Genomic DNA, 17,613 nt, shown 5'->3' on the forward strand with positions numbered 1-17,613 from the left:
AGTGTTCGTCCGAAAGCTTACTTCTTCGCTGCAAGCCATTCAGCAATGGCGCTGATTTCGTTGTCCTTCAGCTTGTCTTTAAATGCCGTCATGCCCCCGCCGCCATTCGTAATCTTGGCTGCGATCTGATCCTTACTCAGTCTGGCGCCGACCTTAGTCAGGTTTTTCTTCTCCGCACCCTTGCCGTCAAGAGTGTCGCCGTGGCACGCTATGCAGTTGGCTTTCACTAAAGACTCTGCATTGACTGTTGAAGCTGCCGGTGTTGTGCTTGCAGGCGTTGAGCTCGCAGGCGCTGAATTCTGCTGCCCTGCCGGCTGAGTGGCTGTCGGGGCTGCTGCCGGCTTTTGCTCCTCGGCCTTCGAACCGCAGCCGGATACGGCGAGAGCCGCTACTACTACCGCAGCCAGTGCTGCATACCGCAATGGATGACGCATGAATGATTGCCCCCTCATAATTCTTCTTGGGTGTCTGGCTGTTGACACAGCTTTGACACATATCAATTACATGCTTATCATACTTTGCCGTATGGGCCCTGACAATACAGCATATGGAAACTTGACTAAAATTTTATTTCGTCAGCGAGGCATGCAAACCGCGAATGAACAAATCCATCAGCTTGCGGAAGCTCTCGTCCTTGCTCAGCTCCATCCGGAACCCTTGCTTGAGCTCCAGCGACGCATAACCGTGCGTCAAGCTGCGCAGCCCCCTTACGATATGCAGTGCCTCTTCCCCTTCCAACTGATAATAGGCCAGGACACGCAGCAGTATCTCTACCACTTCACCCGAGGCCTGCATGATCACAGGATCGTCAAAGTCCGGGGCCGTCATGGTCGCTTCATACAAGGCCGGGTGCTCACGCACAAAGGCTACGTAAGCAAAGCCCACATCCTTTATCGCGTCGTCTCCGGCCTTCCCCATAGCCGCCTTCCCCAGCCGTTCCCCAAGCTGGCGGATGCCGAAGATGGCTAACCCTTGCCGTACGCCCGGAAGGCCCTCCACGTGATTATATAAAGAGGGGGTTTTTACATTCAACTCGGCTGCAATAGAGGCCAGGGTTACTTTCTCCAGCCCCTCCGACTCCGCGATGCGAGCCGCCGCCCGAATAATCGTTTCCCGGTCCAAACCGGCTCTAGCCACGACGTTCGCCCCCTTTGCTCAAATCTGTTTCCGCTTCTTCAATCGCCTTCTTTATGACAGCTGCAGGATCCAGCACCAGCCGGCCGTGACCGACCGCCAGACAGCTCGGATTCAGCGCGAGCAGCTTCTTGGCGCTTGCCACTGCCGTACCCCGGTGCCAAGTACCGAACGCCGGAAAGGGAAACAGCGGCTTGAGCGTCCCTGCAACGGCAATGCCGCCGCGAACCTGGAAGGCATCGCCGGCGATTAAAGCACGGCTTCGTGTATCCAAGTATGCCATATGTCCCGGCGTATGGCCAGGACAGCCTACAGCCTCCAGCGAGCCCACCCGTTCTCCTTCCTGAAGCAGCCGGGTCGGCCGCGCCTTCAAGCTCGCAGGCACTCCGCCGCGAATCGGCGTTTGGGCCTCCCCTGCGTCCAGCGACCGGTCCCCGGCCATCAGCCGGGCATCCCTCTCCGATATCGCCAGCTCGACCCCTGGAAGTGCCGCCATTAATCGATCCAGCGCTCCTACATGATCGTCGTGGGCATGAGTAAGAAGGATGCGGGTAACAGGCTTTCCTATTTGTGCGGCGGCTTGCAAAATTCCCTTATGGCTGTAAGGCAGTCCGGCATCGATAAGAGTAAGCTCGTCTTCTTCCTCCACCAAATATACATTAACCGGAAACAGCCGCGGCATAAAAGAAATCTGTGACAACTGGCGATATTTCGTAATTTTCACCTTGTCATTCCCCTCTCAATAAACTAATATATACCCATAATAAACTAATAACATTAGTTTTGTAAAGGGAGGAATTCATTTTGATTCTGTTACAGTATACGAACTTAGCTATCCGGTTTCTTCTGGAGCTCTGCGCCCTCGCAGCCTTAGGCTATTGGGGGTTTCATACCGGGCAAGGCTTCCTGCTCCGCTTGGGGCTTGGGCTAGGCTCTCCTTTGGCGCTCGCTGTGCTTTGGGGCATGTTTGGGTCGCCGAATGCCGCCTATCCCCTGCACGGGGGGCTCCATCTGCTGCTGGAGCTGGTTGCCTTCGGCTCAGGTGCGGCAGCGCTGTATGCCGCCGGTTTGCCCCGACTTGCTCTGCTGTATGGAGCAGCGTTCCTCATCAATCGTCTGCTCATGCACCTCTGGGGGCAGTAACGCCAAAAAAGACCGGGTGCATATCGCACCCGGTCCGGCCTAACCCCGAGAATCAGCTCATTCGATTCGTCAACATGGGCAGCATTCTCATATCCTGCACCATGGGGGAGGAGCATATCCTGCAAACCGGTTCTGCCTCAAACGCAAAATTATTTCGCATCCAACCCTTGCAGCTATCCTTCGTACAAGACCAAATTGATGTGTTCTCTTGCGCTACCTCTTCAATAGGCTTTTTACGGTACATTCGTTCGTCCCCCTCTGGTGTTTGTAGTGGCTTCTGAGGCAAAAAAGAAAAACTGCTCCTAACGTTAGGGTTAAGAGCAGTTTATCCGTATCGAACTGTGTTCAGCTTACAGCTTTACAACGTTCTCAGCTTGCGGTCCGCGGTTGCCTTGAACCACATTGAATTGAACGCGTTGGCCTTCGTCCAAAGTCTTGAAGCCATCGCCTTGGATCGCGCTGAAGTGTACGAATACGTCGCTGCCGCCTTCTACCTCGATGAAGCCAAAGCCTTTCTCTGCGTTAAACCATTTCACTGTACCTGTTTGCATGTGTTGAACCTCCAACAATTTTTATTAATATGATCCTTTTTTACAAAAAAAATTCACACATTGAAAAAAGTTCCATTGATGGTAAAATGACACCTTTTTCATTATGTGAATTGGGTTCATATTTATCACTAGAAACATCGTACCACAGGACAGGAAGAAAAGCAAATTTCTGCGAGCGGATTTATTGCCTGGAGAACCCCGGAACTGCAGTATCCGCACAACCGGTACAACATTTACCAAAAACGCTTACATGCACCCTATCATAAGCCATCGTCAGATGCCCGCTCCAGAGGCTGAAGCAGCTTCATTGTACGCAAACAGGGATCAACCAAATGAAAAAAACGCCCTGCTCCACGGCCTCAATTCACCGCAGAGCAGAGCGATTCTCCTTATGCGCCGGCAAGCTCCAGCTCATCTTCCTCATCCCGGTCAAACGAAGCCCGATCGAATTCGCCTTCCGAGTTCGCTACAACCAGCGAGGTTACGGTAGTGCCCGTCGCGTTCACCGCGGTACGACCCATATCGATCAACGCCTCGACGCCAAGCACCAGGCCCATTCCCTCCAGAGGAAGGCCCATGGCCGTTAGCACGACGGTTGTGGAGATAGCCGCAGGCCCAGGGACACCCGCCACACCGATGGAGGAGATCACACTTACGAGCACCAGCACGATGTAATCGGTAAAATCAAGCGGAATGTTATACACGCGGGCAACGAACACCGCTACGATGGCCGGCCATACGCCGCCGCAGCCGTTGAAGTTCATGGAAGCTCCCAGCGGCGCAACGAAGCTGGCAATTCTCGGCGATACGCGAAGGCGCTTCGTAATAACCTCCAGATTGACCGGAAGCGTTGCATAGCTGCTTCGCGTAGTGAACGCAACCGCTATCGTCGGGTAAGCCTTCTTAAAGAACTTGATCGGATTGACCTTAGCCACGAAGGATACCAGTCCGCCGAACACAAATACAAAATGAAGTATCAGTGCAATGTACGAAGCAATAATGACCTTGGCCAGCGGCGTGAGGGTTTCGAGACCGTACCGGGCAGCCATAGCCCCAATCAGTGCGTACACACCGTATGGCGTCAAGCGGATCACATACTTGACCACCTGATGAAGCACTTCCGTAGCCGATTTCAGCAGCGTCTTCACCGGCTCCACCGCCTCCGGCTTGCGCGAATTGATATGTACAATCGCGACCGCTACGAAGATGGCGAAGATCAGCACCGGAACCACTTTGCCTCCGGCCATGTCGCCAATCGGATTGGACGGCACCAGATCAAGAATTACCTGAGAGAACGTCGGAATTTCTCTGGCTTTAAAATCCTTCGGCACCGCAGCCTGAATCCCGTTCCCCGGGTCGACGGCCAGCGCGACGAGCAGGCCGATAATTGCCGCTACCCCCGTTGTGCCCAAAAACCATAAAATCGTCTTCACTCCGAGCTTGCGAAGATGAGTCATACTTGTTAACGACGAGATACTGTTGATGACCAGTACAAAAACCAACGGCATAACCAGCATTTTGATCAAATTGACATAAATCGTCCCGATCGTGCTGACACTTTTGTATTCCAGCTTAAATGTGTTAAAAGCGATGCCCGCAAGGAGACCAAGCCCCATTGCGATAAAGACACGCGTACCGAAGCTGACGCGCTTCCGGGCAAGCAAAACCAGTATCGCGATGACGGCGATGGAGACCAGCAAGCTGACCCAGTTGGTTTGAAAGGCTGTTAATAAGTTATTCTTCACGGATGTCATTCCTCCCCTTAAAATCCCATGGTGTTACTCGGATTATTGCTAGAGTAAGGCCTCCCTGCCCACTCTGTCAATACATTTTTATGAAATTGTGAAAATTATATGACATTACCTCCCACGAGTGACAGAAAGTTCTTTTGCAGGCTTCCATTCCTCCGGCAGCAGCTGCCGGTATTTGGCCTGCAGGAAGCGGTCGTCTACCAGCAGCAGCGTCCCTCTGTCCTTCTCCGTACGAATGAGCCTTCCCCCTGCCTGAAGCACCTTATTCATACCGGGATAGACATAGGCGTAATCAAAGCCGTTTCTTCCCGTCCGGTCAAAATACTCCTTCATAATCTCCCGCTCCAGCCCGATCTGGGGAAGGCCTACGCCGACAACCACCACTCCCGTAAGCCGGTCCCCCGTAAGATCAATGCCTTCGGAGAAGATGCCCCCCATCACGGCAAAGCCGACGGTGGATCGTTCATCGTCCGATTGAAAAGACGCGAGAAACGCTTCCCGCTCCTCCTCGTTCATCCCGCTCTGCTGCACCAATATACGGGCCCGCTGCGGCGCCTCCGTCTCCATCCATGTCTCCAGCACCTCTCTCATATACTCATAGGAGGGGAAGAATACCAGCACATTTCCCGAATGCTCTTGCAGCAGCTGATGAAGGGCTGCCGCAATGATCCCTTTTGTCGCAGCCCGGTCCCGATACCGTGTAGACACAGGCAGCAGGCGGACATCCAGCTGCTCCTTGCGAAAGGGCGAAGGGATCGACATCACGTAGTCATCCGCCTCGCCTCCTAACATCTCCCGGAAGTAGGGGAGCGGCGACAGCGTAGCGGAGAAGAACACCTGAGACCGGTAGCCCTTCGTCATCTGCCGCAGCAAGCCGGAAGGGTCCAGACACAGCAGCTTCAGACGGACATCGCTTTTGCCGAGCTCCGCATAGGTGATGTAGGCCTCGCTGTAATAGCCGGCGATACGGAGGAAGCTCTGCGCGGCAAAATAAGTGTCGAGTAGCAGCTGCGCCGCCTCACCTCCGCCTGGCGGCATACCGGCCAGCGTCTTCTCGGCCTCAGCCGCGAAGGCTTCCACGTGAGGATGCAGCGCTTCCGGGCAAGCCTCCTGCACGACGCTGCGCTGATCGGAGGGGTAGCTCTTGCGCAGCGAGAGGAAGAAGTCATTGACGGCCTTCGCCGCCGCAGCCAGTGAGGGCAGACTGCGCTTATGCTCGCGGCTCAGCTGCAGGAACGGAGCCTTCGACAGCTCCGCCGAGAACATATCCCGTCCCCGGTCCACTAGGTTATGCGCCTCGTCTACGAGCAGGGCGGTCTCCCGCTTCTGCTCCTCATACTGCCGCTTCAGCGATACCCGCGGATCGAAGATGTAGTTATAGTCACAGATGACGGCATCCGCCAAGTAAGCCGTATCGAGCGAGAACTCAAAGGGACACACGCGATGCTTCCTTGCGTACCGCTCGAACACCTCGCGGGTCAGCCGGGTTTCCTGCGTCAGCACATCGAGCACTGCCTCATTAATCCGGTCATAGTAGCCGTCGGCGAACTCGCAGTGCTCCTTCCGGCACCGCAGCTCCTCTTGAAAGCAGATCTTCTCCTTCGCCGTAATCGTCGCCGACCAAAGATGCAGACCCTGTGAGCTCATCCGCTCAAAGGCTTCCTCGGCAGCCGTCCGGGTGATCGTCTTGGCGGTCAAATAATAAAACCGCTGCAGCTCGCCCTCCCCGATAGCCTTTACAGCAGGGAACAAGGTCGAGATCGTCTTCCCCGTCCCGGTAGGCGCCTTGGCGAAGAGCCGCTGCCTGTCCGCGATCGATTTATACACCGCCCCCGCCAGCTTCCGCTGTCCCTGCCGGTATGCGTCGAAGGGGAAGCGCAGTTCCCTGCAGCTGCTCCCCCGCTGCTCCGCATGCCGCAGCTGGAGCCTGGCGTAGGGCGCATACCCCGCCGCCAAATGCCTCATGACCGCTTCCAGCTCAGTGAGCGTATACGTGCGCAGATAATGCTTCCGCTCCTGCGTATCCACCTGCACATAAGTCAGCCTCACCTGCATCCGCTCCAGCCCTTCCTGCCTGACATGCATAAACGCATAACACTGCGCTTGGGCCCAGTGGACAGGATAGCTGTCCTCCTCGATGAAGGCTAATTCGCCTCTGGTTGATTTAATCTCCTCCACGGTGAGCGCCCCATCCAGCAGAAGCAGTCCGTCGCAGCGCCCGTCCATCACGATATGCAGCTCCTCGAAGGAGATGCCCCCTTCCATCGGGACCTCCTTCCGGTCGTGCTCCTCGTAGTCCTGCTGCACCAGCTGATGCACCTTCGTTCCTTCCTGCAGCGTCGTCAGCGTCCGAAACCCGTCGTCAATGCTTCCGCTGCGATACACATATTCCACTAGGGCACGAACCGACACCTTGACCGTAACCGACATGATCCGCCTCCGACACAAACATTTGTTCTATTATACCATGAATGCGTTCCGTTGCCAGCTTTCCTTGCTCTGAGAACGGCATTCGGCCCCTACGCAAAAAACCGTCCTGCCCACCAAAATGGCGGTAAGCAGAACGGTTCGGTTATGTGGCAAGCTTCAGCTTCGGCTGCTCCTCGGGGAACTGGACCGTAAAAGGATACTTGGCCGGATTGCGGTCACAAACCCGCTCCCAAGCGGCGACACATTGCCGGCAGAAATGACTGCCTTGATTGGCTGTAATAAACGTCATCGCCTCATCATGCGTCATCGCCTTGCGATACGCACGATGCGAGGTCAGCGCGTCATACACATCCGCTACCGCCACGATCCGGGCAAGGAGCGGTATCTGCTCTCCTGTGAGGCGGTCGGGGTAGCCGGTGCCGTCCCATTTTTCATGGTGGAAACGGATGATCTCCAGCTCCTCCTTCATGAAGCCGAGCTCACGGCAAATCTCGTAGCCCTTCATGGGATGCTGCTCGATCACGAGCCGCTCGTCGGGGGTCAACCGGCCGGGCTTGTTCAGGATCGTGTCGGGGATATCGATCTTGCCTACATCGTGGATAATCGTCCCCTGCGCAAGAGCACGCAGCTGATCCGGCGGCAGCCCCAGCTCTTCTCCCAGCTGCAGGGCATACAGCGCTACGCGGAAGTTATGGCCGGCGGTATAGGTGTCCTTCTTCTCCGTTGCGATCATCAAGGCCTTGATGCTCGGGGAGATACAGCTGGTGATCCTCTCTACGGGCTCCGTCGTGAACAAGGCCCGGAAGATGCCGACCAGCGACTGATTCGCCGCATACTGGCGGTGTATGCCGACCACCATGCCGATGACGGCCGCCAGCAGCAGGAAGTGATATACCCACCAGCTCAGCATCCATCTCTCTCCCAGTACCATGATCAGCTGGGAATCAATGAGCCAGCCGCAGCTGTACACAATGGCAATCTGCAGCGGAAACCTGGAATATAAATAAGAGCTATAGTAGCGATACAGCGTAAACGCGTTCAGAACTACCGTAAATACCGAGACAAGGTAGTTAAACGGACGGATGGTCAGCGGAATAAAATCCAGGTACGTCGGAACTAGCATTCCGGTTACACCTATGGCGATCACGAGGCTTGTCCATACAGGCAAGAGCCATTTCTCAAAGCGGGACAAACAACTGACAATCGGATGGTCGGTAGGCAAAGCGGACAGCCAGAGCCATACGGTTGCAAAAATGACGCTTAGCGGCGCCGCAACCCCGGACAGCATTCCCTGATGATGAATAAATCCCGGCGTAGCCATGCCGTGGACCGCAAACAGTCCGCCCAGCGAAACGAAAGCTAAAGATAAGAATGTGACCTTGATATTGCGCAGCCTTCTTCCGGCAATCCCCACTGCCGCAGCGACAGCACCCGCTAAGAGGGCAACCGCGCTGACAATGTAGAAATGCCCCTTAGGCGTGTTCATCTGATAGTCGAAGCCGGAGGTTCTTCGCATAACTTCGAACAAAACATATGGCAATACGATAGCCGCCAAAGGGCCGATCAAACTGCGATATCTCATAGTGCAATTCCCCGTTCTTCTATAATTATGACTGTTGGCTGAACCTCTGCTAATATCAGCTCCATCATAACATAAAATTCCAAGGAAGCCTCTAAAAAAATGTCGAATGGCTCCGTAAAATTTTTAGGCGGAAACCGCTTTCGTCTCTTGCGCGGCCTTTCTTTCCATCCGGCGGTACCACAGGTACAGCACCAGCAGCTCGAGAGGCGCTACTACGGCTGTGACCAGCCCAGCTATGCCTCCGTTTAAGCCTGGCAGCGTATAGACGCAAACCGCCAGCAGAAGGAGCGAGCAGCCGACCGAGGCGATTTTGCTGGCCATGATCGACTTGGTTTTTCCTATCAGCATGCACTTGCCGGCAATGAAATCAATCCACGGGAACAGGCAGCTCTGCACAGCCAAATATCGCAGCAGCACCTTCACTTCAGCCAGCAGCGGCCCATGCAAGCCGAGCACGCCCTCGAGCAGCCAGCCTCCTGCAGGGGACGAGACGGTTATAAGCAGGCTGGGGGACAACACGGATAGCGCCGTGACGACGATCAGCACGTTTTTTCGCTGCTCCGCATAGAACTGCAGCACGATCTGATGTACGGATGCGCAGAACCACGCGACCATGTTGGCCAGCTGAATCGCGACCGCATACGCTGCGACCGCTAAGGTCGGGTCCTGCGTCATATTCAGGGCCGCCTGAATGGAAGGATTCAGCAGCACCAGGAACAGGGAGGAGTACAGCAACGGCAGGTAAAAGGGCAGTACCTGAGGAATCCGCGTCACCGTCTCCTCTCGCTTCTCAGGAAGCGCGCGGCGAAGAGACAGTCCTTCGGCAACAGCCACCACGCACTCAATCGCCACGCCGACCACGAAGATCCACGCTCCGATCCGGCCGTCATCCGTCCAGCCGACGTGAATAAAATACCATGACATGGCGAACATCAGGCCGACGCGCACCGCCATACCCACTGTCATCCAGCCGGTGCGCAGCTGGTTGATAATGACCCCCTGAAACAAGCTTCGCAACGCGGTCAGCACATAGAGGAAGGCCAGCACCTGATAGACCTGAACCGTCGGCACCACCAAATGCTCCTTCACGCCGAAAACATAATGAAACAGCATGGCTCCGAGCGGCGTCCATCCGATGACCACGCTGATAGTAAGCAAGATGACTACGACCACTCCCGTCAACCTCGCCACCGTTCCGAAGGATGTGCGGTCCTTGGCAAATTTGCTGGAGGCCTGACGGACAATATTCATCGGCAGGTCCAGCAGAAACGATAAACTAAGCGCAACGGCATAGCTGCTGATCGTGATATCCGGATGCGGCGAACGGGCCAGCACACCGTTAATAATGACATGCGTAAGCGCCGCCAGCAGCGCAGAGGTGCCCATCGGCACATAGAAGAAAATGATTCTCAGCATGCGTATCCCTTCCTCGGGCCCAGTCTGGTTGATTGATTGAAAGCAAATGTCCGGGTCCGCAATCCACTTGATTATACGCCTGCTTGCCAAGGATGTTAATAATCATTTGATTTGCTTGTAGGAGGCAGCGGGGGTGGATGCATAGTGATGGCCGTTAGCCTTACATACGAGGAAAAGCCGCTCCCCTCCTATCGAATAGGCTTGGGACAACGGCTCTCTTTGTACTGCGCTTTACTTGTTCAACAGCTTATCCGCCTTCGCACCGGCCTCTGCAATGGCCTTCTCCGCCGTTACCGACGGGTCTACTACCGACAAGGCGATCTGGTCTTTGATAATCTTGGCAATCTCCGGATACACCTTCAGCATCGGACGCGGTCTGGCATATTCCAGCTGGTCGACCGCCACTTTGAAGAGCGGCTTCTCCGCGTACAGCTTTTTCATCTCGTCGCTGTTCACGGCGCTGACCCGGCTCGGGAGATACCCTGTGAAGGAGCTGGCATAGATCGTTTGCTCCTTAGCCGTCATCCACTTGATGAACTTCCAAGCGGCATCCTGCTTCTCTTTGGACAGCTTCGCCGACATGACCAGATTACAGCCGCCCGTAGGCACGCCGTAGCTCTTATTGGCCGGCATGAAGCTTGTGCCCAGCTCGAAGCCCGCATCCTTGGCAACCTGCATTTGCTTCGTCAAGTCCGCCGTCGAGGAGAACAGCATTCCGGAGCGCTGGTTTTGGAAGTCCAGCTTCGCCAGGTTGCCTGCATCGTCCGTTGTAGGAACCTTCATGATGCCCTCATTCTTCATCTTGAGAATCATTCTTACCGGCTCGAGACCCGCCTCGGAGTTGAACTCCGCCTTTTTGCCGTCCTCGCTGATCATTTTGCCGCCGCTTTGGGCCACGAAGGCTTCATAGTACCAGATGTCCGGCGGCATTGTAATTCCCACGCGCTTCCCGTCCACCGTCAGCTTGCGCGCGAACTCCTCGAATTCCTTCCAGTTCTTCGGCCCGTTCGGATCCAGCCCCGCTTCCTTCAGCATCGTGCGATTGAAGTACAGGATTGGCGTGCTTCGCAAATACGGCAGTCCGTAAAGCTTGCCGTCCACATAGGAGTTCCCCATTAAGCCCGGGATAAAATCGTTCATATCCATGTTGTCCCGCTTCACGAACGGCAGCAAATCCTCCGTCATTCCCGCCTTGGCGAAGACGCCGATCGAGGCGATCTCATTTTGCCAAACCTCCGGTGCATTGCCTGCGGCAAAGGCGGCCTGCGCCTTGGAGTGCTGCTCGTCGTAGTTGCCCTGGTAGTGGGCCTTCACCACAATCTCGTTTTGCGATTCGTTGAACATTTTGACCAGGTTCTCGTTGTTCTCACCGATCTTATCGCCCCAGGAGTACCAATAGTTGATCTCGATTTTCTGCTTCGCCGCACCTGTCGTGCCGCCCTGGGATGAAGATGACGCGGGAGCGGCCCCGTTCGTCGCTTGGGTGCCTCCTCCGGCGCATGCCGTCATTGAAATGGCAAGGGATGCTGCTGCAACTGCTTTTACTGCTGTTTTCATTGAGAAAGTCCTCCACTCGGTTATTGTATTAGCTGTTACTTCACGCCTGTATACACGAAAGCCTTAATGATCTGCCGCTGTGCCAGGAAGAACACCACAAGAATCGGAAGCACCAGAATCATGTTGCCGGCCATCAGAATGTGCCAAGCAGTGCCTCCGTCCACCTCGCGGATTTTGGAAATGCCGATGGGCAGCGTCCGGGCCGCATCCGTGGTCGTCATGACCAGCGGCCAGAAATAATCGTTCCAATGCGCGATGAAGCTGAACAATGCGAAGGTCACCAGCGTCGGCCGGGCCATAGGAAGCATGATCTTCCAGATGATTTTCCACTCGGTGGCATCATCCAGCCTTGCCGCCTCCAGAAGCTCCTCCTGCACCTGCAGGAACGATTGCCTTAGGAGGAAAATGCCGAAGGCGCTGGAGGAAAAGGGAAGAATGAGCGCCCATAGCGTATTCAGCAGCCCCCACTTGCTCATCAGCAGGTACACCGGCAGAAAGATGAGCTGGCTCGGAATCATCAGGGTGATCATTGTGATGCCGAAGAGCACGCGGTCCCCCTTGAAGCGGTACCTCGCGAAGGCATACGAAGCGAAAACAATCGTGCCGAACTGCAGAATCAGAATGCCGATAGAGACAAGCACGCTGTTGAAGAAATAGGAAAGAAAAGGCCCCGAATTCCAGGCAATGGCGAAATTTTCCCAGTGAAACGTTGCGGGAATCCATTTGGGCGGAAAAATGACAGTCTCACTGAAGGACTTGACGGAGGTCGTGATCATCCAGACAAAAGGGATCGCGAACACCGCTACAAGCAGCAGCAGCCCGAGTACATTCAAGGACTTGATTAAAGGTCTGGCGATTGGCATGCTCTCGGGGCCTCCTAACGGTAATGAACTTTACGGCTCAGCAGCTTGAAGTAGACAAGCGTCAGCAGCCCCACGACGACGAGCAGGATAACGCCTGCGGCGGAGGCATAGCCGATTTTGAAGAAGCGGAAGCCGTACTGGTAAATGTAATACACCAGCGTATTGGTCGAATTGACCGGACCGCCCTGCGTCATGATCGCGATCGTCTCGAACACCTGAAACGAGCCGATCATATTGATGATCACCAGAAAGAACAGTGTCGGCGACAGCATCGGCAGGGTGATCTTATAGAAGGTGCGAAGCGGGCCCGACTCGTCGAGCGCGGCCGCTTCGTACATATCCTTCGGGATGCTCTGCAGCCCCGCGATGAACACCAGCGTGTTGAAGCCCACGCCCTTCCATACGGCTACGATCACTAGCGAAAGCAGCGAGCTGCTCGGATGGCTCAGCCACTCCAGCTTCGGCAGGCCGACCACCTCCAGCAGCCAGTTGAGCAGGCCGAACTGCGGGTCCATCAGCCACATCCAGACGAGCGACACGGATACGAGCGAAATGATATGCGGGCTGAAGATCGCTCCCTGAACGATGCCGTAGAAAAACCCCTTGCGGTTCAGCCATAACGCCAGGAACAGCGAAAGGATCGTCGTCAGCGATACGGTGAGAAGGGTATAGTTGAGCGAGTTGTTCAGCACCTGCCGGAACTGCTTCGTCTCGAACAGCTCCACGAAATTATCAAAGCCCACGAAGTCCTTCTCGGGACTGACGAAATCCCAAGAGTGCAGACTCAGGTAGATCATGTAGAAGATCGGATAAATAAAGAAGATGGAGAAAATGATGATGGACGGCGCTACCATGGCGTAAGGACGAAGCCGGTTCCAGAGAAGCATTAGACCAAGCCTCCCGCGAGCAGTCTAGGCTCCTCCACCAGCTCCACGCTCCGGCTTCGCTGTCCGTTCTCGTAGAAGTAGTAAAGATCTTCATACGCAACGGAAACGAGAACCTCAGCGGTTGACTCCAGCGGCTTCAGGAAGGTCTTCACATAGAAGGTTCCCGCCTTGGATTCGAGCTGATAGATGATCTCCGCCCCCAGCGTCTCTCTTGTGACGATACGTGCCGGAATTTGCAGCTCGCCTTCCCGGTATTCCGTGGCGAAGGTTGCCTTCTCCGGACGGAAGCCGACGAACATGCGCTCCCGGACGCCCCGGAGCCGCAGGTCCGTCAGATCCGTGCTGGAGAGCAGATTCATCGGAGGCGATCCGATAAACTGCGCCGTAAAGCGGTTCGCCGGATCCTCGTAGATGTTCATCGGACTGTCCGCCTGCTGCACCTGCCCCCTGTCCATAATGACGATGCGGTCTCCCATCGACATGGCTTCGACTTGATCGTGCGTCACATAGACGAATGTGGCCCCGAGCCGCTTATGCAGCTGGATCAGCTCCGTCCTCATCTGGTTCCTGAGCTTGGCGTCCAGATTGGAGAGCGGCTCATCCATCAAGAACACAGCGGGACTTTTCACCATCGCTCTGGCCAAGGCTACGCGCTGACGCTGCCCTCCGGATAACGATTGCGGCTTCTTATGGAGGTACTCCGTCAAACCTACGATCTCCGTAATGTCCTTGATGAGACGCTCCCTTTCCGGCTTCGGCACCTTGCGGTTCACCAAACCGAACTCAATGTTCTCCTTCACGGTCATCATCGGGTAGAGCGCATAATTCTGGAATACCATGGCGACGTTACGCTTGCCCGGCTCCACCTGATTGACACAGCGGTCTCCGATCCAGATTTCGCCGCCCGTCTGCTTCTCGAGCCCTGCAATCATCCGAAGCGTGGTCGATTTACCGCAGCCGGAAGGTCCGACCAGCACCGTGAACGAGCCATCCTCGATGGTCAGGTTCAAATCCTTTACTACACTTTCTTGCCCAAAGCTCTTCTCAATGTGTTTCAGCACGATTTGCGCCAAGGAAGCTCCCTCCTGTTATTTCACGGATTCAAGCAGGTTGATCTGTAAGCGCCAATCGGTCTCGACGCCGAGGAAATCCTCTGAAGGCGTGAAGCCCTTCATATTTCTGTGAAAGCGGGCAATCTGCTCTGCCAGCTCCGGATGGCCGATCGGCACCATCTCCACGGACACGTGTCCGTTCTCGACATGGACCGTACGATAAGCAGGGTAGTCCAGACAGGCCGCGGTCATGATATAATGCCAGCCCTCCTGGCGAACGATCGAATTGGCATGGTTGTGCCCGCAGAAGTAGAAGCCGGGGCCTTTTTTCTTATGCAGCACGGCCTTCATATCAATGCTCGGATGGATCGACAGCTTATCCATGGTTGAACGCGTGGTTGTTCCGTACACCGGATGATGGGCGAATACCAAAGCCGGCTTCTCGCCGGACTTCACCAGCTGCTCCTCCAGCCATTCCAGCTGATCCAGGTCCATTTCGCCGCCCCAGCATTCCTTATTCATTTCCTTGGTAGAATCAAGAAAGATAAGCACGGCCTCTTCCGTCTCAATGGCCCGGCAGCGCTCTTGTCCGGTGATGGCGAGGATGTCGGTCTTCGGTATGGAGTACGTATCATGATTGCCGAGCACATGGATGAAATGACGCTCGCTGCGGTTCATTCTGCCGAACACATACTCGAACTCCTCCGGCAAGCCCTCGTGTGTCAGATCGCCTAAGGAGATGTGATAATCCCCCTCCATGTCAAGAAACCGGTCCAGCAGCTCCGCATATACGCGGTCTCTTGCCGCCTTCATCTCTTCTGTTCCATTCTCCATTGATGAAAAATGAAAATCTCCCATGAGCACCAAACGCATGACCCATCGCCTCCGTTATTTTTTTGAAATTTGGTTACGATTGCCTGTCCTGCACGATGTACGATCTACAGCCTTCCGTTAAAGCTTGGCGTGCATCACCTGCTTTCCCGGCCCGATCAGCTCGCCCAATGTCTTCAGCACATAATCGGGTGTAATTTGAAATGCTGCTATATCTGCCTGAGTGGCAATGCCGGTGAGAACAAGGGCCGTCTTCATGCCGCTGTTCCGACCGAGGAGTATGTCTGTTTCGAGCCTGTCTCCTATCATGAGGCAGCGCTCTGCTGGGATACCCAGCTTCTGTAAGGCCTTGTGCGCCATATAGGGGTTGGGCTTGCCGATAACCGTTACCATTTCGGCCTGGCTTGCCGTCTCCAGCGCCTTCAACAAGGCCCCCGTGTCGGGAATCAGATCATCTATTACCGGGCAGCACGGGTCGGGATTGGCCGCCATCAGCTTGGCGCCGTGCCGAACGGCCTTCATTCCTTGATGAAGCTTCTCATAGGTGAAAGCGCGGTCCATCCCCACCAGGACGTGGGTTGCGAGCAGGGGATCCTGCGTCATACCAATGCCGGCTTCACGCAATTCGATGCCCATCGCCGATTCGGCTATCAGCAGCACCTTGGCATCAGGGGCACTCTCCTTAAGGTATTGCCCTGCGGCATACGCAGCGGACATGATTTCATGGATCTCACACGCGATACCCAATGCTTCCAGACGCCGCTTGCAGTCCTGCCTTGTCCAGATCGAGGTATTGGTAAGGAACATCACACCCTTGCTCCGCCTGCGCAGCTCCGACAGCACCGGCCGTACATCCGGAAGCAGTCGACCCTCCAGGTAAATGGTTCCGTCTAAGTCGAAGCAGTACCCGTCATAAGCTGTCATCTCCACCTTGTCTTCTCCCCACCATCGATATTTGGCAACAAAAAAACCAGCAGCAGAAAAATCACCCTTGACGAAGATAAGGTATGTTGATTTCACTGACCACTGGGTTTTCTCATCGGCTCCACCCGGAGGCTGTAAATATGCAGTTGAATCGGTTACCAAAACCGGCTGTCGCCAATCGAAACGAAATCGGCGCCGCTCTTCACAGCCAGCCGGATTTCCTCCTCGTGACGGATCAGCCCGCCTACGATTAAAGGCTGCTTGATCCGTTCCTTCACATCCCGGATCACCCGCGGCATCAGTCCCGGCATGAGCTCAACCTCGTCGGGGCCGCTGGCCTTCACCATACGAATGGCGGTTTCCACCGCTGCGGAATCGATGGAGAAAATTCGCTGGATGCTGCAGATCCCGACCTGCTTTGCCGCAGCGACCGCGTTGCTCTTGGTCGTGACGATGCCGTCAGCCTTGAACACTTCTGCCAAGTATTGTATGGAAGAAGCGTCCCGTCCAAGCCCGTTCACCATCTCGATGTGAACGAACGCCTTCTTCCCTGCTTCGTGCAGCTGAGCGATAATTTGCTTTAGATTCGTAATGTTCCCTGTCATAAGATTCACCCGCTCCACCTTGCTGGCCAATGCTTTAGCGACTTGGTCGGGCTCGGTAATGGACGCGATGATAGGATATGCTGCGGTCATGACTACGTCCTCTTTTCCGGTGTTCTAGGAATCCTTTGTACTTGCGGTACTAGTCATAGAGTAGAGGATAAATATTTTCGCAGTATCAACCACATGTTAAATTCCTATTAAGGTGGAAAGCTGGAAAGAAGCTTGCAGCTTCTGTCGAATTAATTAACATTTTATTAGGTTTTTTGTCGTAAATAGTCGAACCAGAAACAGCGATCCGAACCCGCTTACAAGAGATATTTATAACAAATAGTTAAATCCGATTGCTTTATTATATATCCATAATTAGACATTAAACATTTGATTCATTCTAATAGTTAACAAGTACGTTTCTATTTATCCGCATAACACCAAAGAACCAAAAGATAAATAAACAGAACTCTTTAAACCAACAAAATCGCTTCATAAGAAAAAGACCCTTATTATCATTCTGTTGGATTCCGCGCAACGATTGGTTCAGAGGGGAAACGCCCCATAGATGATGAAGAAGCTACGGAGGCTGCCAAAGGAGGCGGTGGAACGTGAGGAGAACGTGGATCAAAAATTCTCGGGGTCCGAGCCCAAGATCGACTGAGGAATAGAGTCGAGAGGCAGGGATGGAGGATCATGGGGCAGCGCGTATCGGACAATCGATTCAGAGCTCGGTCGAAGGGTGACTAAGAAAAAGGGAAGAGTTTTCTGACGGAGAAACGCGACTGAGACCGAAAAACGCCAGTCAATGGAAAGAATTGAACTTGAAATAGAGTAAAAAGAGGGAGAGGCCTGACAACTATTTACAGAATGGGGCACACGAATCTCACAGAAGGTGG

General features: G+C 54.6%; 17 protein-coding genes. 1 reads left to right on the forward strand and 16 read right to left on the reverse strand.

Features of this window, described 5'->3' with window-relative positions; all coding sequences use genetic code 11:
• Positions 1–17: 17 nt before the first annotated feature.
• The 3 genes from RAC89_RS11600 to RAC89_RS11610 form a co-directional block, all read right to left on the reverse strand.
• Positions 18–434, reverse strand: a complete 417-nt coding sequence (locus RAC89_RS11600) for a c-type cytochrome (RefSeq protein ID WP_306613609.1) — start codon at positions 432–434, stop codon at positions 18–20.
• A gap of 133 nt (positions 435–567) precedes the next feature.
• A complete protein-coding gene (locus tag RAC89_RS11605) occupies positions 568–1,137 on the reverse strand; it encodes a TetR/AcrR family transcriptional regulator (protein ID WP_306613611.1) in 570 nt (189 codons plus the stop codon).
• Positions 1,130–1,858, reverse strand: a complete 729-nt coding sequence (locus RAC89_RS11610; protein ID WP_306613613.1) for an MBL fold metallo-hydrolase — start codon at positions 1,856–1,858, stop codon at positions 1,130–1,132. Before RAC89_RS11610 ends, RAC89_RS11605 begins: the two co-directional genes overlap by 8 nt.
• 80 nt (positions 1,859–1,938) lie before the next feature.
• Here RAC89_RS11610 and RAC89_RS11615 point away from each other — a divergent pair, with 80 nt between their 5' ends.
• Positions 1,939–2,277: a DUF2568 domain-containing protein gene (locus RAC89_RS11615; RefSeq protein WP_306613615.1), complete on the forward strand. Its 339-nt coding sequence runs from the start codon at positions 1,939–1,941 to the stop codon at positions 2,275–2,277.
• Between the two features lie 52 nt (positions 2,278–2,329).
• Here RAC89_RS11615 and RAC89_RS11620 read toward each other — a convergent pair whose 3' ends face one another.
• The 13 genes from RAC89_RS11620 to RAC89_RS11680 form a co-directional block, all read right to left on the reverse strand.
• Entirely contained in the window at positions 2,330–2,521 is a 192-nt protein-coding gene (locus tag RAC89_RS11620; protein ID WP_284642948.1) for a cold-shock protein, read from the reverse strand.
• 106 nt (positions 2,522–2,627) lie between these two features.
• Positions 2,628–2,828: a cold-shock protein gene (locus RAC89_RS11625; protein ID WP_284642949.1), complete on the reverse strand. Its 201-nt coding sequence runs from the start codon at positions 2,826–2,828 to the stop codon at positions 2,628–2,630.
• A 389-nt stretch (positions 2,829–3,217) separates the two neighbouring features.
• Positions 3,218–4,573: a dicarboxylate/amino acid:cation symporter gene (locus RAC89_RS11630; RefSeq protein WP_306613619.1), complete on the reverse strand. Its 1,356-nt coding sequence runs from the start codon at positions 4,571–4,573 to the stop codon at positions 3,218–3,220.
• A gap of 114 nt (positions 4,574–4,687) precedes the next feature.
• Positions 4,688–7,009 (reverse strand): ATP-dependent DNA helicase, encoded by a 2,322-nt coding sequence (locus tag RAC89_RS11635; RefSeq protein ID WP_306613621.1) that lies wholly within the window; start codon positions 7,007–7,009, stop codon positions 4,688–4,690.
• Between the two features lie 142 nt (positions 7,010–7,151).
• The gene (locus RAC89_RS11640; RefSeq protein ID WP_306613623.1) at positions 7,152–8,591 is read right to left on the reverse strand and encodes an HD-GYP domain-containing protein; all 1,440 of its coding nucleotides are present in this window, start codon (positions 8,589–8,591) and stop codon (positions 7,152–7,154) included.
• Between the two features lie 123 nt (positions 8,592–8,714).
• Positions 8,715–10,007 (reverse strand): hypothetical protein, encoded by a 1,293-nt coding sequence (locus RAC89_RS11645; RefSeq protein WP_306613625.1) that lies wholly within the window; start codon positions 10,005–10,007, stop codon positions 8,715–8,717.
• 231 nt (positions 10,008–10,238) lie between these two features.
• On the reverse strand, positions 10,239–11,564 hold the full coding sequence (locus tag RAC89_RS11650) for an ABC transporter substrate-binding protein (protein ID WP_306613627.1): 1,326 nt from the start codon (positions 11,562–11,564) through the stop codon (positions 10,239–10,241).
• Positions 11,565–11,599: 35 nt separating this feature from the next.
• Positions 11,600–12,427: a carbohydrate ABC transporter permease gene (locus RAC89_RS11655; protein ID WP_284642955.1), complete on the reverse strand. Its 828-nt coding sequence runs from the start codon at positions 12,425–12,427 to the stop codon at positions 11,600–11,602.
• Between the two features lie 14 nt (positions 12,428–12,441).
• The gene (locus RAC89_RS11660) at positions 12,442–13,314 is read right to left on the reverse strand and encodes a carbohydrate ABC transporter permease (RefSeq protein WP_306613630.1); all 873 of its coding nucleotides are present in this window, start codon (positions 13,312–13,314) and stop codon (positions 12,442–12,444) included.
• Entirely contained in the window at positions 13,314–14,387 is a 1,074-nt protein-coding gene (locus RAC89_RS11665) for an ABC transporter ATP-binding protein (protein ID WP_306613632.1), read from the reverse strand. Before RAC89_RS11665 ends, RAC89_RS11660 begins: the two co-directional genes overlap by 1 nt.
• Positions 14,388–14,402: 15 nt before the next feature.
• Positions 14,403–15,239 (reverse strand): metallophosphoesterase family protein, encoded by an 837-nt coding sequence (locus RAC89_RS11670; protein WP_306613634.1) that lies wholly within the window; start codon positions 15,237–15,239, stop codon positions 14,403–14,405.
• A 78-nt stretch (positions 15,240–15,317) separates the two neighbouring features.
• The gene (locus RAC89_RS11675) at positions 15,318–16,217 is read right to left on the reverse strand and encodes an HAD-IIA family hydrolase (RefSeq protein WP_306613637.1); all 900 of its coding nucleotides are present in this window, start codon (positions 16,215–16,217) and stop codon (positions 15,318–15,320) included.
• Positions 16,218–16,276: 59 nt separating this feature from the next.
• Complete coding sequence (locus RAC89_RS11680) at positions 16,277–16,816, reverse strand: glycerol-3-phosphate responsive antiterminator (protein ID WP_306613639.1); 540 nt, start codon at positions 16,814–16,816, stop codon at positions 16,277–16,279.
• Positions 16,817–17,613: the final 797 nt, after the last annotated feature.

The organism is Paenibacillus sp. GD4 (assembly GCF_030846225.1).
GTDB classification, from domain to species: domain Bacteria; phylum Bacillota; class Bacilli; order Paenibacillales; family NBRC-103111; genus Paenibacillus_G; species Paenibacillus_G silviterrae.

Excerpts from the sequence above, each read along its gene's own strand:
- RAC89_RS11600 (WP_306613609.1), bottom strand. The coding sequence starts at position 434 with ATGCGTCATCCATTGCGGTATGCAGCACTGGCTGCGGTAGTAGTAGCG.
- RAC89_RS11620 (WP_284642948.1), bottom strand. The coding sequence starts at position 2,521 with ATGTACCGTAAAAAGCCTATTGAAGAGGTAGCGCAAGAGAACACATCA.
- RAC89_RS11625 (WP_284642949.1), bottom strand. The coding sequence starts at position 2,828 with ATGCAAACAGGTACAGTGAAATGGTTTAACGCAGAGAAAGGCTTTGGC.
- RAC89_RS11635 (WP_306613621.1), bottom strand. The coding sequence starts at position 7,009 with ATGTCGGTTACGGTCAAGGTGTCGGTTCGTGCCCTAGTGGAATATGTG.
- RAC89_RS11640 (WP_306613623.1), bottom strand. The coding sequence starts at position 8,591 with ATGAGATATCGCAGTTTGATCGGCCCTTTGGCGGCTATCGTATTGCCA.
- RAC89_RS11645 (WP_306613625.1), bottom strand. The coding sequence starts at position 10,007 with ATGCTGAGAATCATTTTCTTCTATGTGCCGATGGGCACCTCTGCGCTG.
- RAC89_RS11650 (WP_306613627.1), bottom strand. The coding sequence starts at position 11,564 with ATGAAAACAGCAGTAAAAGCAGTTGCAGCAGCATCCCTTGCCATTTCA.
- RAC89_RS11655 (WP_284642955.1), bottom strand. The coding sequence starts at position 12,427 with ATGCCAATCGCCAGACCTTTAATCAAGTCCTTGAATGTACTCGGGCTG.
- RAC89_RS11660 (WP_306613630.1), bottom strand. The coding sequence starts at position 13,314 with ATGCTTCTCTGGAACCGGCTTCGTCCTTACGCCATGGTAGCGCCGTCC.
- RAC89_RS11670 (WP_306613634.1), bottom strand. The coding sequence starts at position 15,239 with ATGCGTTTGGTGCTCATGGGAGATTTTCATTTTTCATCAATGGAGAAT.
- RAC89_RS11680 (WP_306613639.1), bottom strand. The coding sequence starts at position 16,816 with ATGACCGCAGCATATCCTATCATCGCGTCCATTACCGAGCCCGACCAA.